Here is a 16,076-nt window from a genome sequence, read left to right as displayed (position 1 = left end):
ATGTAATCAGTTTTGATAAGAATAGGTGAAGACATGCTTGAGAGTTTAACAATTGAAAATTTTGCGATTATTGATCAAATTAGTATCGATTTTTCTGAAGGAATGACGGTGCTTTCAGGTGAAACAGGTGCTGGGAAATCGATTATTATTGATGCATTAGGAATATTGTGCGGCGGTCGTGGCTCGGTCGAGTTTATTCGCCATGGCGAATCGCGATTAACCGTCGAGGGTTTATTTAGCTTTGAAGAACTTCCAAATGAATTATTACAATCTATGGAAAAGTTTGGTATTGAATTAGATGCAGCAACCACCCTACGAGACGGGTTAATCATACGTAGAGAAATTAACCATTCCGGTAAGAATATTATTCGTGTGAATGGTCAATTAGCCAATGTAACTTTGTTAAAAGAAATCGGAAGTTTCCTAGTGGATATTCATGGACAGAATGAACATCAAGCCTTGCTTGATAATCAACAACATTTGCATCTACTAGACCAGTTTGCTGCAACATCACTAGCAACTACAGCAAGAAAGTATCAGACAGCTTATACGAACTACCAACAATTGCGTAGAGAGTGGTTAAAGGCCCAACGTAATGAAAGTAATCAGATGCAACGATTAAGTTTCTTAGAATTCCAATTAAATGAAATCGAAGAAGCAGAGTTGGTATTAGAAGAAGACGAGCAACTTGAACAAGTAAGTAAGAAATTACAAGGCGCACAAGAAATATCTTTAAATATTGCGAATATCAATTTGATGTTCAGTGAATCAGACACTAGCGTCTTAACTCAAGTCGATCAAATCATTACTTTGTTACAAGAGATTATCGCTTATGATGAAGCATATCCAGCTTTACTAGAGCAAATAGAGTCAATTAATTATGATTTGCAAGAATTGGCTCATCAAATTGCAGCAACTGAACTAAATAGTGAAGCCGATGATCAATCGATTGACGAAGTTGAAAGTCGCCTAAACCAATTAGGACATTTAAAAAGAAAATATAATATGTCGATTGCCGAAATTTTAAGTTATTATGACGAAATTGCGGAAGAAATATATCAGATTAAACATCGAGAACAATTTATGGAAAAATTATCTAAACAACTGATTGAAGCATACGCTGAAGCTAAACGACTAGCTGATGCATTACATGAACTTAGACAAGACAAAACGGAAGCGTTAGTCACTCGCATTGAAGCAGAATTGGCGGGTTTATACATGGAGAATAGTCGATTTTCAGTGAAATTTCATAAAGCCATTCCGGATAATGCATTGAAAGATGTCTCAGATTTCAAATTAGGTAACCAAGAAATTTTCTTATCACTCAATGAATTTGGCTATGATCAAATCGAGTTTTACGTATCAACAAATATTGGTGAAGCTATGAAACCATTGGTAAAAGTTGCTAGTGGAGGAGAACTTTCTCGATTTATGTTAGCGCTAAAATCTGTTTTTGGAACGGCTGGTTTAGCCAAAACAATGGTATTTGATGAAATCGATACTGGAGTATCTGGACGTGTTGCCCAAGCAATAGCTGAAAAAATCCATCAAGTTAGCCAGTTTCATCAAGTCTTGTGTATTACCCACTTAGCTCAAGTGGCCGCGATTGCCGAAGAACAATTGTATATTTCAAAATCAGTTTCGGATAAACGAACATCCACGCAAGTTGCAACTTTAAACGATGAAGAACGTAGTGAAGTGATTGCCCAAATGATGTCCGGGAAAGTACTGACTCAAGCATCCTTACAGCTCGCAAAAGAACTATTAACCGATTATCAAAATAAACATTAATAAGGTAGAAATCGGACAATCAAAGGAGACGAATCATTGATCAAAATTTACGCACACCGTGGTAATAAATCGGAATTTCCAGAGAATAGTTTACAAGCGTTTAGATCAGCTATTGAGCTAGGGGTAGACGGCATTGAATGTGATGTTCATGTATCAGCTGATGGTCAAGCCATCATTATTCATGATGAGACGATTGATCGCACGACGACAGGTGAAGGTGAGATTATTAATATGTCACTGAATGAAATAAAAGCTTTTCATTTGCTAAATCCCGATAATCGCTTGAGCGATGAAAAGATTCCTACTTTAGAAGAAATGTTGGAGGAATTTGATCGACTAGCTTTCAACGGTGAACTTAATATCGAACTTAAAACCGACCGTCATGAGTATGAAGGCATCGAAAAGCTTGTTAAGCAGACAGTCGAAGCGAAACCTAGAGCTTATAGAATAATTTACTCAAGTTTTAATTGGAAAAGTATCGAACGTATGGCTGAGTTACAACCTAAAGCGGAGCTAGCTCTGTTGATTGCCGAACCATTATTGCCTTATCAGAAGTTTATTCCATCCTTAGACCCGTCGGCTTTACATGTCCACTTTAAGTTGGTAGAAGAATTAGATAAAGCGTACACTGACTCATTACCTTTACGATTATGGACAGTTAATGAAAGTAATGAGATAGAAAAATGGCTTAAATCTGATGTGTTAAATGTTGAAGGACTTATGACAGATTATCCAAGACAGGCATTGAAGTTGAGAGAAACGATGAATAGCTTATAAAAAGGAGTAGTATGTTGAGTCATTTACAAGAAATCCCCGTAATTGTCATTGGAGGACCAACGGCTGTTGGCAAAACAGACTTAAGTATCCAGTTAGCACAAGAAATGAACGGTGAGATTATCAATGGCGATAGTATGCAAGTTTATCGCCATCTGGACATAGGCAGTGGAAAGATTACAAAAGAAGAGATGGCCGATATTCGACATCATCTTCTAGATATATTGGAAGTTGAAGAAGAGTATGATGCGAGTCGCTTTAAACAGGAAGCGACTGTTTTAATCCAAGAAATTTGGGATAAAGGTAAACTTCCGATTATTGTAGGAGGCACGGGTTTATATTTAGAAGGTCTGTTATATAATCTAGAATTTGGTGGGAAATTGAGTAGCCAGCCTGAAATCAGAAAGAGTATTGAAGCACGTGCAAAACAAATGGGCGATCTTGCACTTTGGGAAGAATTAAAGAGTGTTGACCCAAGTGCAGCCGCATCTATCCCTTATCAAAATATTCGCCGAACGATTCGAGCACTAGAAGTTATTCAAGCGACAGGTCAACTATTTTCTGAACAAAAAAGTCAGCAAGAACAGTTATCAAACTTTAATGAATGTCTAATTTTTTTAGACCGGCCAAGAGCGCAATTATATGATAGAATAAACTTTAGAGTGTACCAAATGAGTGAGAGTGGTTTGGAACAAGAAGCGAGATGGTTATTTGATAAGGCGCAAGGACAGATTCTGCCAAGCATGAAGGGGATTGGCTATAAAGAATGGTGGCCATATTTTAAAGGGACGATGTCTAAGGAAGCCGTTATTGCCCAAATTCAACAAAATTCTAGACGTTACGCAAAACGTCAGTTAACATGGTTTAGAAATCGATTCAAATCAGTTCATTGGATTGATAATTCTAATGAAACACTTGCGATAGAAAGTGCATTATCCATTGTAAAGCAACATGTAATTAAAAGCGAAAAGGATTAGGTGAATTAACTATATGATAGAAGTTGAAAGTAGTCCCGAACGAGTCATGCTCGTCGGGGTGCAAACACAAAAGTATTCAGACGAGCATTTCGCTTCGTTGATGAAAGAACTTTCGTCACTAACAGAAACTGCTGGCGGTGAGCCAGTTAAAATCATGACACAGAAATTAACTCGACTCGATAGTCGTACAGCAGTAGGTAGCGGTAAATTAGAAGAGATTAAAGCTCAAATTGAGGTTGAAGAAATTGATCTTGTTATCTTTTTCAATGAACTGACACCAAGTATGAACCGTCACATTGAGGAGGGGTTAGAAGTTAGAGTCATTGACCGTGTCCAATTGATCTTGGATATTTTTGCCTTAAGAGCCAATAGCCGAGAAGGTAAATTACAAGTGGAATTAGCCCAATATGATTTTCTATTACCAAGAATGCACGGACAAGGAAAATATTTGTCACGTTTAGGTGGAGGAATTGGAACGAGGGGACCGGGTGAAAGCAAGCTTGAAACTGATCGTCGTCATATTCGCTCATTAATTAATTCAATTAAAAAAGAATTAGAAAATCTTGAAGAACACCGTGAGCGTACACGAATACGTCGTCAGAGTGGACGAGAGTTTAATCTAGGACTAGTGGGCTACACTAACGCTGGTAAATCCACAATATTAAGTAAGCTAACTGAAACTGAAACTTATATTCAAGATCAGCTCTTTGCAACGTTAGATCCGCTAACACGTAAGTTAACGATTAATGGGCAAACAGCTTTTACTTTAACAGACACTGTTGGATTCATTGAAGAGTTGCCAACGGAGTTAGTACAAGCTTTTAAATCGACTTTAGAAGAAATGCGTTATGTTGATTTGTTGGTACACGTAGTTGATGCTTCAAGTCCGTCAAAAGACAGACATGAACAGACTGTCCTATCTATTTTAAAAGATTTAGAAATGGAACATATTCCTGTATTGACTATCTATAATAAAGCCGATAAAATTGAAGATGGATCATTTGAAGCGACTCTATTTCCAAATATACTCGTCTCAGCATATAATGAAGACGATTTAGAACGTTTAAAACAAAAGATTTGGGAAATTAGTTTAGATAATTCGGAGAAATTCACTGTTGAAATTCAACCAGAAGAATCTGAGTTACTGGCGTTGTATCGCCAGAAGACACTGATTGAATCAATTGATTTTAATGAAGAACATCAATTTTATATTTTAACTGGTTATCGTAGACGCTTAATCGATGATAGCCACAATGCAGGAGGGAATTAACGTATGATTACGATGAATGATATCGTTGAAGAGGGGCATCCGTCTCTTCGTAAACAAGCCGAACCTGTTAAGTTTCCGTTAGATAGCGATACTTACCAACTAGGTAAAGACATGTTAGAATTTTTAATCAATAGTCAAGATGAAGAGACCGCTGAAAAATACGGTTTGAGAGCTGGGGTTGGTTTGGCAGCGACTCAATTGAATATCAATAAGCAGATATTTGCAGTCCATGTGATGGATTATGATGAAGATGGGTATGAAACTGAACCTTTAATAAGCGAAGTACTCTTTAATCCTCGAATCATTAGCCATTCAGTACAAAAAGCGGCTTTAAAAGAAGGAGAAGGGTGTTTATCTGTGAATCGTGAAGTTCCAGGTCTTGTCCCTCGTTCGAAGCGTATTCGTCTTGAATATCAAGATTTTAAAGGAGACACATACGAATTAAAACTACGTGATTATTTAGCTGTAGTAACTCAACATGAGCTTGATCATTTAAAAGGTATTATGTTTTATGATCACATTAATAAAGAAGAACCTTGGTCCTCGGACAAGGATACAACCCTTTTATAAAAAAGAAGAGTTCTGACGTCACTTTGAATGAGTGATTGTCAGAACTTTTTTATTTCAAAAAGTTGAGTAGTATAAATTATTTGGAAATCGCCAAGACACTTATTCGATAATCCCAAGATTTAGCTTCAATCTTAAGATTCTTAAAACAGAAGTGTTTAACCGTTCCTCGCTGATTCGACCACTTTTTACCGCTTCTAAAACTGCTGGCCACTGAGTCGACAACTCAGAACTGATAAGTAAATCATTTCCAGCTTCGATTGCTAGAAGAGCGGCTTCTGGAGCGCTAGCAAATTGAGTTAATCCATCCATTATTAAATCATCTGTCATAATTACTCCGTTGTAATTCAAATTCTCGCGTAAGATGTTAATGACAGCTGATGAAAGTGTAGCGGGTACTTCAAAATCAATCGAAGTCATCACATTATGAGAGACCAAAATAGCATCCACATCATTTTCAATTCCGACTTTAAACGGAATGAAATCATGGCTTCTTAGCTCGTCAATTGTTCGATTGTCATACGCTATTCCAATATGTGTATCAACGTTTGATCCGTATCCAGGGAAATGCTTTAAAACAGCACCAACATTCGCTTCCTCAAAAACTTCTAAGGAAAGTTCAATGAATTTAGCAACTAACTCAGGATCAGACGAAAATGAGCGGTTAAAGATAAAGTCTTCAGGTGTGACTGTGACATCAGCTACTGGTGCTAGATTCATATTAAATCCTAAACTCTTAAGTAAATTAGCTTTTTCTTGTTCAGTAGAACGGACTTCATCCCATGAACCACTTAGATAATAATCATAAGGTGATTCAAATGGTTCTTCGCGATATTGAGAGAATAAACTGATACGAGTGACGGTACCACCTTCTTCATCCACAGCCATCAGCATATTGATTGGATTATTCTCCTGTAAAGTGGTTGTTTTTGATAAGACTTGCTCTGGTGTTTTGTTTTCGAAATCGTGAGCAAACCAAATATACCCCCCTAAATTATATTCGTCAGCCATCTTGAGACTTTCAGTTTCAGGATATCTAGCCAAGAATACTTGACCGACTTTTTCTTCAAGACTCATTTGCGCCAGTAAGATTTCTTCGGGTGATTGAGTGATCGGACCTTCATCTTTAACTTGTAAATTTATTTGGTTCTGTGAACTTTGTGAGGCATTTTCTAAAGATTCGTTACTTTTAACCCTATTCGAGTTGCCTCCAACCAAAATTAATAGTACAATGATGGTCGTTAGTATTTTTGTGATTGGGACTGAAACTATTCTTTTCATTAATTTCGCCTCCTAAATGTAGTATACGCGTTTGAATTTATAAATGCGAAAATTAGGAAGAGATTTTTAAAGAAAAATTAAACGATTTTAAAGATATGGTTGACAGAAACTCACTTTATATCGTATACTAATGTAGTTGTTAAATAACAAGTCATAGTAGCTCAGCTGGATAGAGCATTCGCCTTCTAAGCGAACGGTCGCAGGTTCGAATCCTGCCTGTGACGTAATGAAACAATCGTCATCCTTCGGGGTGGCTTTTTTTTATTCCAAACCTTAAAGTCCATCATTTATCAATAATATGGATTACTTTCTAAAAATAAAAATACGCTTCAAATAAAATACAGCGATCTCAAAATCTGAGATCACTGTATTTATTTAAATTATTTTTGTGCACGACGTTGGTAAGCACCATCAGCCGTACTGATTTCTAAAGCTTCTCCAACTTCGATAAAGTCAGGAACGTTTACAACTAAACCAGTTTGCATTGTCGCTGGTTTACCTGAACCAGTTACAGTAGCACCTTTAATAGAAGGTTGTGTTTCTACAACTGTTAAAGTAACTGAACCTGGTAATTCGATTCCAATAACCTCGTGGCCGAAGAATTGAATTTTGACATCCATATTTTCTAATAAGTATAACATGTCATTTTCAATAGAATCAGTTGGGATTTCGTATTGCTCATAAGTCTCTAAATCCATGAAATGAGCAGTGTCATCCATAGCATACAAGAATTGAACAGCTTTTGAATCTAAATAAGCACGTTCGAAACTTTCGTTTGGTCTGAAAGTTGTTTCGTATGTTCCCCCACCACGTACGTCACGGAGTTTCATACGCATTACTGTGTTACCTTTACCTGGTTTGTGGTGACTAGCTTCAAGAACTTTAATTAATTTTCCGTCTTGAACAAAAGTCATACCAGCCTTTAAGTCTGATGCATTAATCATTGAGATGTCTCCTTTATATTCGAAATTTACTCACTCATTATAGCATAAATAATGTCATTAATTATCATAGTCTCAGTATTTATACCAAAATATGCAAACTACCGGACTAAATTAAAAATAACAATGCTTAATGAGAGAATTTTAATTTTTATGAATCTATGCTATAATTTTGAAGTGAAAGATAAGTAACCATTTCAGACTATTATTATAGTAGGAAAATGTTATTTTTGCTTCAACACTAAAATATTTGATTGGTATAAGGAGAGTGAATTAAGTGAACGAAAAAAAATATACACAAGAGGTCTATGAGAAGCTAGAGGCAATTTATCCACATGAGGGAGAGTTTTTGCAAGCTGTCAAAGAGTTCTTAGATGCAATTGAACCAGTTATTCTTGCTAACCCAGATTATCGAAAACAAGCCGTCTTAGAAAGAATTACTGAACCAGAAAGAATTATCTCTTTCCGAGTACCTTGGGTAGATGATAGTGGCCAAGTCCAAGTAAATCGTGCCTACCGTGTGCAATTTAGCTCTTTAGCTGGTCCGTATAAAGGTGGGATTCGTTTCCACCCAACCGTAAATCAGAGCATTCTAAAGTTCTTAGGCTTCGAACAAATATTTAAGAATAGCCTAACAGGCCTACCGATAGGTGGCGGTAAGGGTGGAGCTGATTTTGATCCGAAAGGTAAATCAGAACAAGAAGTGATGCGTTTTTGTCAAAGTTTTATGACAGAATTAGCACGTTACGTAGGACCAGATGTGGATGTTCCAGCAGGAGACATTGGTGTTGGTGCACGAGAAATTGGTTATTTCTTAGGACAATATAAACGTTTGAATGGTCCAGAAGCAGGTGTTCTAACAGGCAAACCAATTCCGGCGGGAGGAAGTCTAGGAAGGACAGAAGCGACTGGTTTCGGTCTTGTTTACTTCTTGAACGAAATGTTAAGGCAAGTAGAAGACAACTTAAAAGGTAAACGTGTCATGATTTCTGGATCAGGAAACGTTGCATACTATGCCGCGCGTAAAGTTCAAGAGTTTGGAGGTATCGTTGTTTCGATGAGTGATTCTAACAGTGCAATTTATGACGAGAATGGTATCGACTTAGAATTAGTTTATGAACTAAAGGTATCTGGACGGGAAAGAATTGCTAAATATCTGGACAAATATCCAGCAGTAACCCACGCTGAAGGATCTGTTTGGGATTTAGATGTGACAGCGGATATTGCTCTACCGTGTGCCACTCAAAATGAGATTGATGCAAATCAAGCACAGCGTTTAGCAACTAACGGTGTGAAATTCGTTGCTGAAGGTGCCAATATGCCAAGTAAATCAGAAGCTGTGAAAATCTACAAACAACACGGTATCTATTATGGGCCAGGTAAAGCAGCTAATGCTGGGGGGGTCGCAGTATCAGCATTAGAGATGAGTCAAAACTCTATGCGTCAAAGATGGACGCAAGAACAAGTGGACGAAACATTGCAAGGAATTATGAAGAGTATTTTCCAAAGTTGTTTAACTGCCTGTGAAACATACGACTTAGGGTTAGATTATGCATCAGGCGCTGACATTGCGTCATTCGAAAAAACAGTCGAATTAATGTTAATTCATGGTGTCGTTTAATTTTTTGTAAAAGGATTAATCTAAAGAATAGTGCTAATTACTCTAAAGTAGTTAGCACTATTTTTATTGTTATATATTCTTATAAAAAATGAACACGATTACAAGTTGCATTTTAATGACGTTCCTTTTTACTTAGGAAATATTTAACCATTATATTGGTTGACAAAATATCTTAGCTATAATAAACTTTGAACATCAAATAGTTTGATAATCAAAACATATATTTTTGGAATGAGGTGACGTATTTGGAATTTGAGACCATTCATGAGATTAATGAATATTTAGTTATGATTTTCAATGAAATTTTGTTAATTGAAGAGAGCGCATTAAAAGAAAGTGAATTCTTTGACTTAACAATAAAAGAGATGCATACAATTGAAGCGATTGGTTTGACTGCTGAATTAAGTTCATCCGAAGTCGCGAAGAAATTAAGTGTGACAGTCGGAACTTTATCCGTGTCTGTTCAGAATTTAGTGAAAAAAGGCTATGTGGAAAGAGTGCGGTTGCCAGAAGATCGACGTGTAGTAAATTTACGTTTAACTAAACGCGGAAAATTGCTGTATCGACTTCATCGGAAATTCCATCTCAACATGGTCCACCAAACATTATCAGGATTGAATGAAACAGAAGCTTTAGCTCTTCAAAAAGGCTTAAGAAATCTACATTCATTCTTAGATGAAATGAAAACCAAAACGAAAACCAAAACGAAATAAAAGGAAGATATCATGAGTAAACTTATTGCGACAGGCTCTTACTTGCCAGAAACAGTTCTGACGAATGATCAATTAATCGAACAATTTCAAATCGACTCATCCCATGAGTGGATTGAACAGCGTTCAGGTATTACACAGCGCTATTTCGCCCTAAAAGACGAAACAGTTGCTAATCTCGCCACGAAAGCTGCACAAGACTTACTTTCAAAACTTGAAACTGACGTTGTACAAGAGATTAAATTGATTGTTGTAGCAACGATGTCGGCTAATGCGCCTACACCATCAGTTGCTAATCAAGTTCAAGCAGCATTAAGAATCAACGACGCTTGGGGCTTTGATGTCAGCGGAGCATGTAGTGGGTTTGTTATGGCACTGGATATAGCAGAACAAATGTCACGATCAAAAACTGAAGGATACACGTTAGTGATTGGTGCTGAGAAGATGAGTCAGATTTTAGATTTTTCTGATCGAAGTACAGCGGTATTGTTTGGTGATGGAGCGGGTGCCGTTCTAATTAAACATGATGGAACTGGCTTGCCAAATTATCAAAGCGAACTACATGCGATAGAAGATGATAAGTTATCCATCGCTGTTAATCCTAATGCAGAAGGCAAAAATGTCATGAGCATGCTAGGGCGTGACGTCTTTAATTTTGTTAATCGTACAGTGATTAAGTCTCTTGGGAACTTCATGACAGAACGTGTTGAAAATTATGACTATTTGATTTGCCACCAAGCTAATCAACGCTTGTTAGATATAATTGTTAAAAAGCTTAAAATCTCACAAACACAAATACCATCAAACATATCAAAAGTCGCAAATTTATCGGCAGCAAGTATACCGGTTCTACTAGACGAACTTGTGAAAGATAATAAATTGGCTTTAGACGGTTCTCAAACAATCGTAATGTGTGGTTTTGGTGGCGGCTTAGCGTGGGGAAATATCAGTATTAAACTATAAAAAAAACAAATATTTGGAGGAAAATTATTATGGTATTCGAAAAAGTAAAAGAAATTATTGTGGATCAATTAGGTATTGAAGCGAGTGAAGTAGCATTAGCAACTGACTTCGAGAACGATTTAAAAGCAGACAGTTTAGATGTATTCCAAATCATCAGCGAAATCGAAGACGAATTAGATATTACCATTGATACTGACCAAAACTTAAAAACAGTTGAAGACTTAGTTAAATACATCGAAAGTCTAGAAGCTTAATTAAAGAAGGAAGATAAACATGAAAACAGCGATCACAGAATTATTAAATATTGAATACCCAATCGTGCAAGGCGCAATGGCTTGGGTAGCAGATGCAGATTTAGCCAGCGCTGTTTCAAATGCGGGTGGTCTTGGCGTAATAGGTACTGGTCATGATCCAGTTGAACTTGTGCAGAAAAAAGTCGAAGACATGAAAAGTAAAACAAGCAAACCGTTCGCGGTCAATGTGATGTTATTAAACCCACATGTTGAAGAAGTGGTTGATTATTTAATCGCATCAGGTATTAAAATTATTACAACAGGTGCGGGTAACCCTGGGAAATACATGACTCGCTTTCAAGAAGCAGGTATTAGTGTGATTCCTGTTGTAGCTTCCGTTGCATTAGCTAAAAGAATGGAACGAATTGGTGCTACAGCCATTGTTGTTGAGGGGATGGAAGCAGGGGGTCATATTGGGAAATTGACGACTCTTACGCTACTACCTCAAGTTGTGGACGCTGTTTCGATTCCTGTAATTGCAGCAGGTGGTTTTGGAGACGGACGTTCTCTAGCAGCAGCATTAATGCTTGGTGCTCAGGGAATTCAAGTTGGGACTCGCTTTGTTGTTTCTACAGAGTCAAATGCTCATCCTAACTTTAAAAATGCGATCTTAAAAGCGAGTGACATTGATACAGTAGTTACTGGTCAAATTAATGGTCACCCAGTTAGAGTGTTACGTAATAAGCTCACAACCCAATACTTACAAGTTGAAAAAGAAGAAACCGGGAAAGAAAATCCTGATTTTGAAAAACTAGAAGAGTTGGCAAAAGGTGCATTAAGACGTGCTGTTGTTGAAGGTAATACTGAAACAGGCTCGATGATGGCAGGTCAAATCGCTGGGTTAATTACTAAAGAAGAAAGTGTTCAAGAAATCATTTTAGATTATATAAATGGTGCAAAAGCTGTTTATCTTGAACGTCAAGCGTTCTTTGAATTATAAGCAATTATATATTACTAAAGTCTGAAAGATAGAAGGGGCAATCGATGAAACTTGCAATTATATTTAATGGTCAAGGCGCTCATTACGAGGGAATGGGCTTAGACTTTCAAACCGAATATGCTACAGCCAAAGAAGAATTTGAATTAGCAGAAGCTGCAACAGAAGGAATGCCTATTCGTGAATGGATTGAGTCAGATCTCGATCAATTTAAAGAAACTCGCAATGCACAAGTTGCTATCACGGCAACGAGCCTTGCCATATTCAATAGTATTGCCCCAAATCTTCCAGCCATTACTTTTATGGCTGGATTAAGTTTAGGGGAGTATACAGCTTTAATGGCGAGTGGCATGTTACCTAAAGAAGCGGGCTATCAGTTATTGAAAGCACGTGGGGAAATTATGTCTCGTCACTGTGAAATTTTAGCTAAAGCAACTCCAGTTCAAATGCTTGCAGTGATGCAGATGCCATTTGAAGAAATTGAGTTAATTGTCAATGAAATTAAAGAATCACATGAAGAACTGTATATTGCTAATATCAATTCTAGCCAGCAAGTTATTTTGGCAGGCACTGAGATAACGACTACGTTATTTAAAAAACGTGCAAAAGAATTAGGTTATAAAAAAACAATGCCACTTAAAGTGGAAGGGCCATTTCATAGCCCATTAATGTCAGCTACTGCTGAGCCGTTTGCAGAAGTATTAAGTGGAGTAGAGTTTTCACAAACAGAAACACTAGTAATAAGTAATACGACAGTGGAAGCGCATGATGTATCTAATGTTAAAAATCTTTTAGTCCGTCATTTAACAGAACCAGTTAAATGGCGTCAAACAATTGATTTCTTTTCAAAGCAAGGTGTCACACATATTATCCAAATTGGACCTGGAAAAACTTTAGCACAAATGCTAAAACGTGAAAAAGACACACCGGCATGTTTAGTCATCGATAAATTAGAAGATGTAGCGGAGATTCAACCATTTCTTAATGGAGGAGAAAACGAATGAGTTTAACAGTTTTAATTACGGGAAGTTCACGAGGAATTGGCTTAGGGATTGCAAAACATCTAGCCAGCCAAGGCCATCAGGTGATCTTAAATAGTCGTAAAGCAATTGATGAAAGTATTCTAAAAGAATTTGAAGAGTATGATGTGAAAGTTGGCCAAGCAATTGGGAATATTAGCGACTTTAATGTTGCTAAAGACATGATTAATGAAATAAAAGCTGAGTTTGGTAAAATCGATGTGCTGATTAATAATGCTGGTATTACGCGTGATGGATTAATGATGCGTATGAGCGAAGAAGATTTTGCTTCAGTGATTCAAACAAACTTAAATGGTACTTTCAATATGTGTCGTCACATTACACCAATTATGTTGAAACAGAAATCTGGAACCATAATTAACTTATCAAGCATTGTAGGTGTAACAGGAAATGCTGGACAAGTGAACTATGCTGCAAGTAAGGCCGGTGTGATTGGTTTGACTAAAGCTCTAGCGCGCGAATTATCGTCGCGAGCGATTACAGTTAACGCGATTGCCCCAGGTTTTATTGAAACCGATATGACCGATCAACTTAGCGACCGGGTGAAAGATTCAATGTTAAGTCAAATTCCTTTAAAACGTTTTGGTCAAGTGGAAGAAATTGCTCAGACAGTTGATTTTTTAATTAATAATCGCTATATCACTGGTCAAGTCATCGAAGTTAACGGTGGAATGAATATGTAGTCAGGCGACTACAATCAGATTGAAGTTTACAAGGAGGACTAACATGAAAAGGGTAGTAATAACTGGAATCGGAACTGTTTCTCCGATTGGAAATAATACGGATGTTTTTTGGAAGAACTTAAAAGAAGGTAACACAGGCGTTGCACCAATTACGCGTTTTGATGCAAGTCAAACGGGTATTACGGTAGCAGCAGAAGTTAAAGAGTTTGATCCAACGTTTACGATGGATCGTAAAGAATATCGTCGTATGGATTTATTCTCACAATACGGGATTGCAGCTTCAGTTGAGGCTCATGCAATGAGTGGCTATGATATTGCTTCAAATGCACACCGAGTAGGTGTTTTAGTCAGCTCAGGTATTGGTGGTTTAGTTGAAATTGAAAATGGCATTCGTAAAATGATTGCCAAAGGACCAAAACGTGTCCCACCTTTATTTGTCCCGTTAACGATTGGTAATATGGGTGCTGGTAACATTTCAATGAAATTGGGTGCTAAAGGGATTAGTTTAGATATCGTTACGGCATGTGCGAGTGCAACTAACTCAATCGGTGAAGCTTTCTTGAAAATTCAAGCAGGTTTATTAGATGCTGCACTTGCGGGAGGCGCTGAAGGCACGATTAATGAAATCGGTATTGCTGGATTTGCTGCTTTGACTGCTCTTTCAACTAACGAAGATCCAAACACAGCTTCACGTCCGTTTGATCGTGACCGTGATGGTTTTGTTATGGGTGAAGGTGCTGGGGTCGTATTTATGGAATCGTTAGAATCAGCTCAAGCACGAGGTGCAAAAATTTTAGCAGAAGTCGTAGGCTATGGTGCAAACTCTGACGCATATCATATGACAGCGCCAAGTCCAGATGGAAGTGGTGCAGGAGAAGCAATGAAATCTGCTATGTCAATGGCAGGAATTGAACCAGAGCAAGTTGATTATATCAATGCTCATGGTACAAGTACTCCAACAAATGATTCAGGAGAAACAGTTGCGATTAAGTATGCACTTGGAGAACATGCTCATAAAGTAGCGATTTCTAGTTCTAAAGGTCACTTTGGACATTTATTAGGTGCAGCTGGTGGTGTTGAAGCCATCGCTTGTGTAAAAGCTTTACAAGAAGGTTTTGTACCCGCTACTCTAGGTTTACAGAATGCTGATCCAGAATGTGATTTAGATTATGTACCAGGCGAGGGACGCAAGCAAGCATTAAACTATGTTCTATCGAACTCACTAGGCTTCGGTGGACACAATGCGGTTCTTTGCTTTAAACGTTGGGACGGTGCCTAAGCATGCAATTTGAAGAATTATTAAAATTAATTGACCGTTTGGAAACATCGAGCGTTAGTTATGTTGATTACACTCACGCTGGAGATCACGTCATCTTATCAAAAGATGGTTTAATGACTTCACCAACTTCTAACGTTATTGCTCAAGCAGATGGCTCCACTAACATACAGGTTCGTGAAACTACATCACAGCAAACTTCTGTCGGATCAACTAATTCTGCAGAAACTACTGAGGTTAATAATGAAGCTGTAGCCCAAGGTGAAACAGTATTATCACCAATGGTAGGAGTTGCTTATTTACAAGCGAATCCTGAAGCAGATCCCTTTGTTAAGGTCGGCGACACTGTAGAAAAAGGTGATGTGATCGTCTTAATTGAAGCGATGAAACTAATGAACGAAATTCAAGCGCCAAAATCAGGCGTTATAACCGAAATTTTAGTTGAAAATGAAGCGGTGGTTGAATTTAATCAACCGCTCGTACGTATTAAATAACACCCTCAGGAGGACATAAAAAATGACTATTTTAACAGCACAACAAGTAATGGATATTATTCCGAACCGTTACCCAATTTTCTTTATCGATGCAGTAGACGAATTAATTCCAGGTGAAAAAGTTGTCTGCCGTAAAAACGTAACAATTAATGAAGAAGTTTTCCAAGGACATTTCCCTGGTGAACCAGTATTTCCAGGAGTATTAATTGTTGAAGCTTTGGCCCAAGCAGGATCAATTCCGTTATTAAAAATGGATGGTTTTGAAGGTAAAACGGCTTATTTAGGCGGATTGAACAAAGTTAAATTCCGTCAGAAAGTAGTTCCAGGAGATGTTTTAAGACTTCAAGTAGATATTGTTAAATTAAAAAGCAATGCAGGGATTGGGTACGGCCAAGCCTTTGTTGGCGATAAAAAAGTATGTGAGGCCGAAATGACCTTCATTATTGGTGCTAAATAGG

General features: G+C 37.5%; 17 protein-coding genes and 1 tRNA gene. 16 read left to right on the top strand and 2 right to left on the bottom strand.

Features of this window, described 5'->3' with window-relative positions; all coding sequences use genetic code 11:
* Nucleotides 1-33: 33 nt before the first annotated feature.
* From recN to def, 5 genes are read left to right on the top strand one after another with little or no spacing between them, the layout of a single operon-like run.
* Nucleotides 34-1,791, top strand: coding sequence for a DNA repair protein RecN (gene recN / locus ACTQ45_RS08520; protein ID WP_441752866.1), 1,758 nt, complete (start codon nucleotides 34-36; stop codon nucleotides 1,789-1,791).
* A 36-nt stretch (nucleotides 1,792-1,827) separates the two neighbouring features.
* Complete coding sequence (locus tag ACTQ45_RS08515; protein WP_441752864.1) at nucleotides 1,828-2,568, top strand: glycerophosphodiester phosphodiesterase family protein; 741 nt, start codon at nucleotides 1,828-1,830, stop codon at nucleotides 2,566-2,568.
* A 14-nt stretch (nucleotides 2,569-2,582) separates the two neighbouring features.
* Nucleotides 2,583-3,542 (top strand): tRNA (adenosine(37)-N6)-dimethylallyltransferase MiaA, encoded by a 960-nt coding sequence (gene miaA, locus ACTQ45_RS08510; protein ID WP_441752862.1) that lies wholly within the window; start codon nucleotides 2,583-2,585, stop codon nucleotides 3,540-3,542.
* Between the two features lie 13 nt (nucleotides 3,543-3,555).
* Complete coding sequence (gene hflX, locus ACTQ45_RS08505; protein WP_441752860.1) at nucleotides 3,556-4,812, top strand: GTPase HflX; 1,257 nt, start codon at nucleotides 3,556-3,558, stop codon at nucleotides 4,810-4,812.
* A gap of 3 nt (nucleotides 4,813-4,815) precedes the next feature.
* Entirely contained in the window at nucleotides 4,816-5,382 is a 567-nt protein-coding gene (def, locus tag ACTQ45_RS08500; RefSeq protein ID WP_441752859.1) for a peptide deformylase, read from the top strand.
* Nucleotides 5,383-5,481: 99 nt separating this feature from the next.
* Here def and ACTQ45_RS08495 read toward each other — a convergent pair whose 3' ends face one another.
* Nucleotides 5,482-6,660 carry a glycoside hydrolase family 3 protein gene (locus tag ACTQ45_RS08495; RefSeq protein WP_441763465.1) on the bottom strand — a complete coding sequence of 393 codons (1,179 nt, stop codon included), beginning with the start codon at nucleotides 6,658-6,660 and terminating at the stop codon, nucleotides 5,482-5,484.
* A gap of 150 nt (nucleotides 6,661-6,810) precedes the next feature.
* Here ACTQ45_RS08495 and ACTQ45_RS08490 point away from each other — a divergent pair.
* Nucleotides 6,811-6,884: transfer RNA gene (locus tag ACTQ45_RS08490), tRNA-Arg, on the top strand.
* Nucleotides 6,885-7,040: 156 nt separating this feature from the next.
* Here the strand turns inward: ACTQ45_RS08490 and efp are convergent.
* On the bottom strand, nucleotides 7,041-7,604 hold the full coding sequence (gene efp, locus ACTQ45_RS08485; RefSeq protein ID WP_441752856.1) for an elongation factor P: 564 nt from the start codon (nucleotides 7,602-7,604) through the stop codon (nucleotides 7,041-7,043).
* A 274-nt stretch (nucleotides 7,605-7,878) separates the two neighbouring features.
* Between efp and gdhA the strand changes: the two genes are divergently transcribed.
* The 10 genes from gdhA (at nucleotide 7,879) to fabZ (ending at nucleotide 16,075) form a co-directional block, all read left to right on the top strand.
* Nucleotides 7,879-9,222, top strand: coding sequence for an NADP-specific glutamate dehydrogenase (gene gdhA / locus ACTQ45_RS08480; RefSeq protein ID WP_441752855.1), 1,344 nt, complete (start codon nucleotides 7,879-7,881; stop codon nucleotides 9,220-9,222).
* 245 nt (nucleotides 9,223-9,467) lie between these two features.
* Complete coding sequence (gene fabT, locus ACTQ45_RS08475; RefSeq protein WP_441752853.1) at nucleotides 9,468-9,935, top strand: fatty acid biosynthesis transcriptional regulator FabT; 468 nt, start codon at nucleotides 9,468-9,470, stop codon at nucleotides 9,933-9,935.
* A 12-nt stretch (nucleotides 9,936-9,947) separates the two neighbouring features.
* The gene (locus ACTQ45_RS08470; RefSeq protein ID WP_441752851.1) at nucleotides 9,948-10,895 is read left to right on the top strand and encodes a beta-ketoacyl-ACP synthase 3; all 948 of its coding nucleotides are present in this window, start codon (nucleotides 9,948-9,950) and stop codon (nucleotides 10,893-10,895) included.
* A 29-nt stretch (nucleotides 10,896-10,924) separates the two neighbouring features.
* A complete protein-coding gene (locus ACTQ45_RS08465) occupies nucleotides 10,925-11,149 on the top strand; it encodes an acyl carrier protein (protein ID WP_441752850.1) in 225 nt (74 codons plus the stop codon).
* Between the two features lie 19 nt (nucleotides 11,150-11,168).
* Entirely contained in the window at nucleotides 11,169-12,128 is a 960-nt protein-coding gene (fabK, locus tag ACTQ45_RS08460; protein ID WP_441752848.1) for an enoyl-[acyl-carrier-protein] reductase FabK, read from the top strand.
* A gap of 44 nt (nucleotides 12,129-12,172) precedes the next feature.
* Nucleotides 12,173-13,129 (top strand): ACP S-malonyltransferase, encoded by a 957-nt coding sequence (locus ACTQ45_RS08455; RefSeq protein ID WP_441752847.1) that lies wholly within the window; start codon nucleotides 12,173-12,175, stop codon nucleotides 13,127-13,129.
* Complete coding sequence (gene fabG / locus ACTQ45_RS08450; protein ID WP_441752845.1) at nucleotides 13,126-13,848, top strand: 3-oxoacyl-[acyl-carrier-protein] reductase; 723 nt, start codon at nucleotides 13,126-13,128, stop codon at nucleotides 13,846-13,848. Before ACTQ45_RS08455 ends, fabG begins: the two co-directional genes overlap by 4 nt.
* 43 nt (nucleotides 13,849-13,891) lie before the next feature.
* Nucleotides 13,892-15,127, top strand: coding sequence for a beta-ketoacyl-ACP synthase II (fabF, locus tag ACTQ45_RS08445; RefSeq protein WP_441752843.1), 1,236 nt, complete (start codon nucleotides 13,892-13,894; stop codon nucleotides 15,125-15,127).
* Nucleotides 15,128-15,129: 2 nt separating this feature from the next.
* Entirely contained in the window at nucleotides 15,130-15,618 is a 489-nt protein-coding gene (accB, locus tag ACTQ45_RS08440) for an acetyl-CoA carboxylase biotin carboxyl carrier protein (RefSeq protein ID WP_441752841.1), read from the top strand.
* Between the two features lie 22 nt (nucleotides 15,619-15,640).
* Nucleotides 15,641-16,075, top strand: a complete 435-nt coding sequence (gene fabZ, locus ACTQ45_RS08435) for a 3-hydroxyacyl-ACP dehydratase FabZ (protein WP_441752840.1) — start codon at nucleotides 15,641-15,643, stop codon at nucleotides 16,073-16,075.
* Nucleotide 16,076 lies beyond the last annotated feature (1 nt).

It is taken from the genome of Fundicoccus sp. Sow4_D5 (assembly GCF_052116365.1).
GTDB lineage: Bacteria > Bacillota > Bacilli > Lactobacillales > Aerococcaceae > Fundicoccus.
This window is presented reverse-complemented; position numbering and strand designations above follow the sequence as displayed.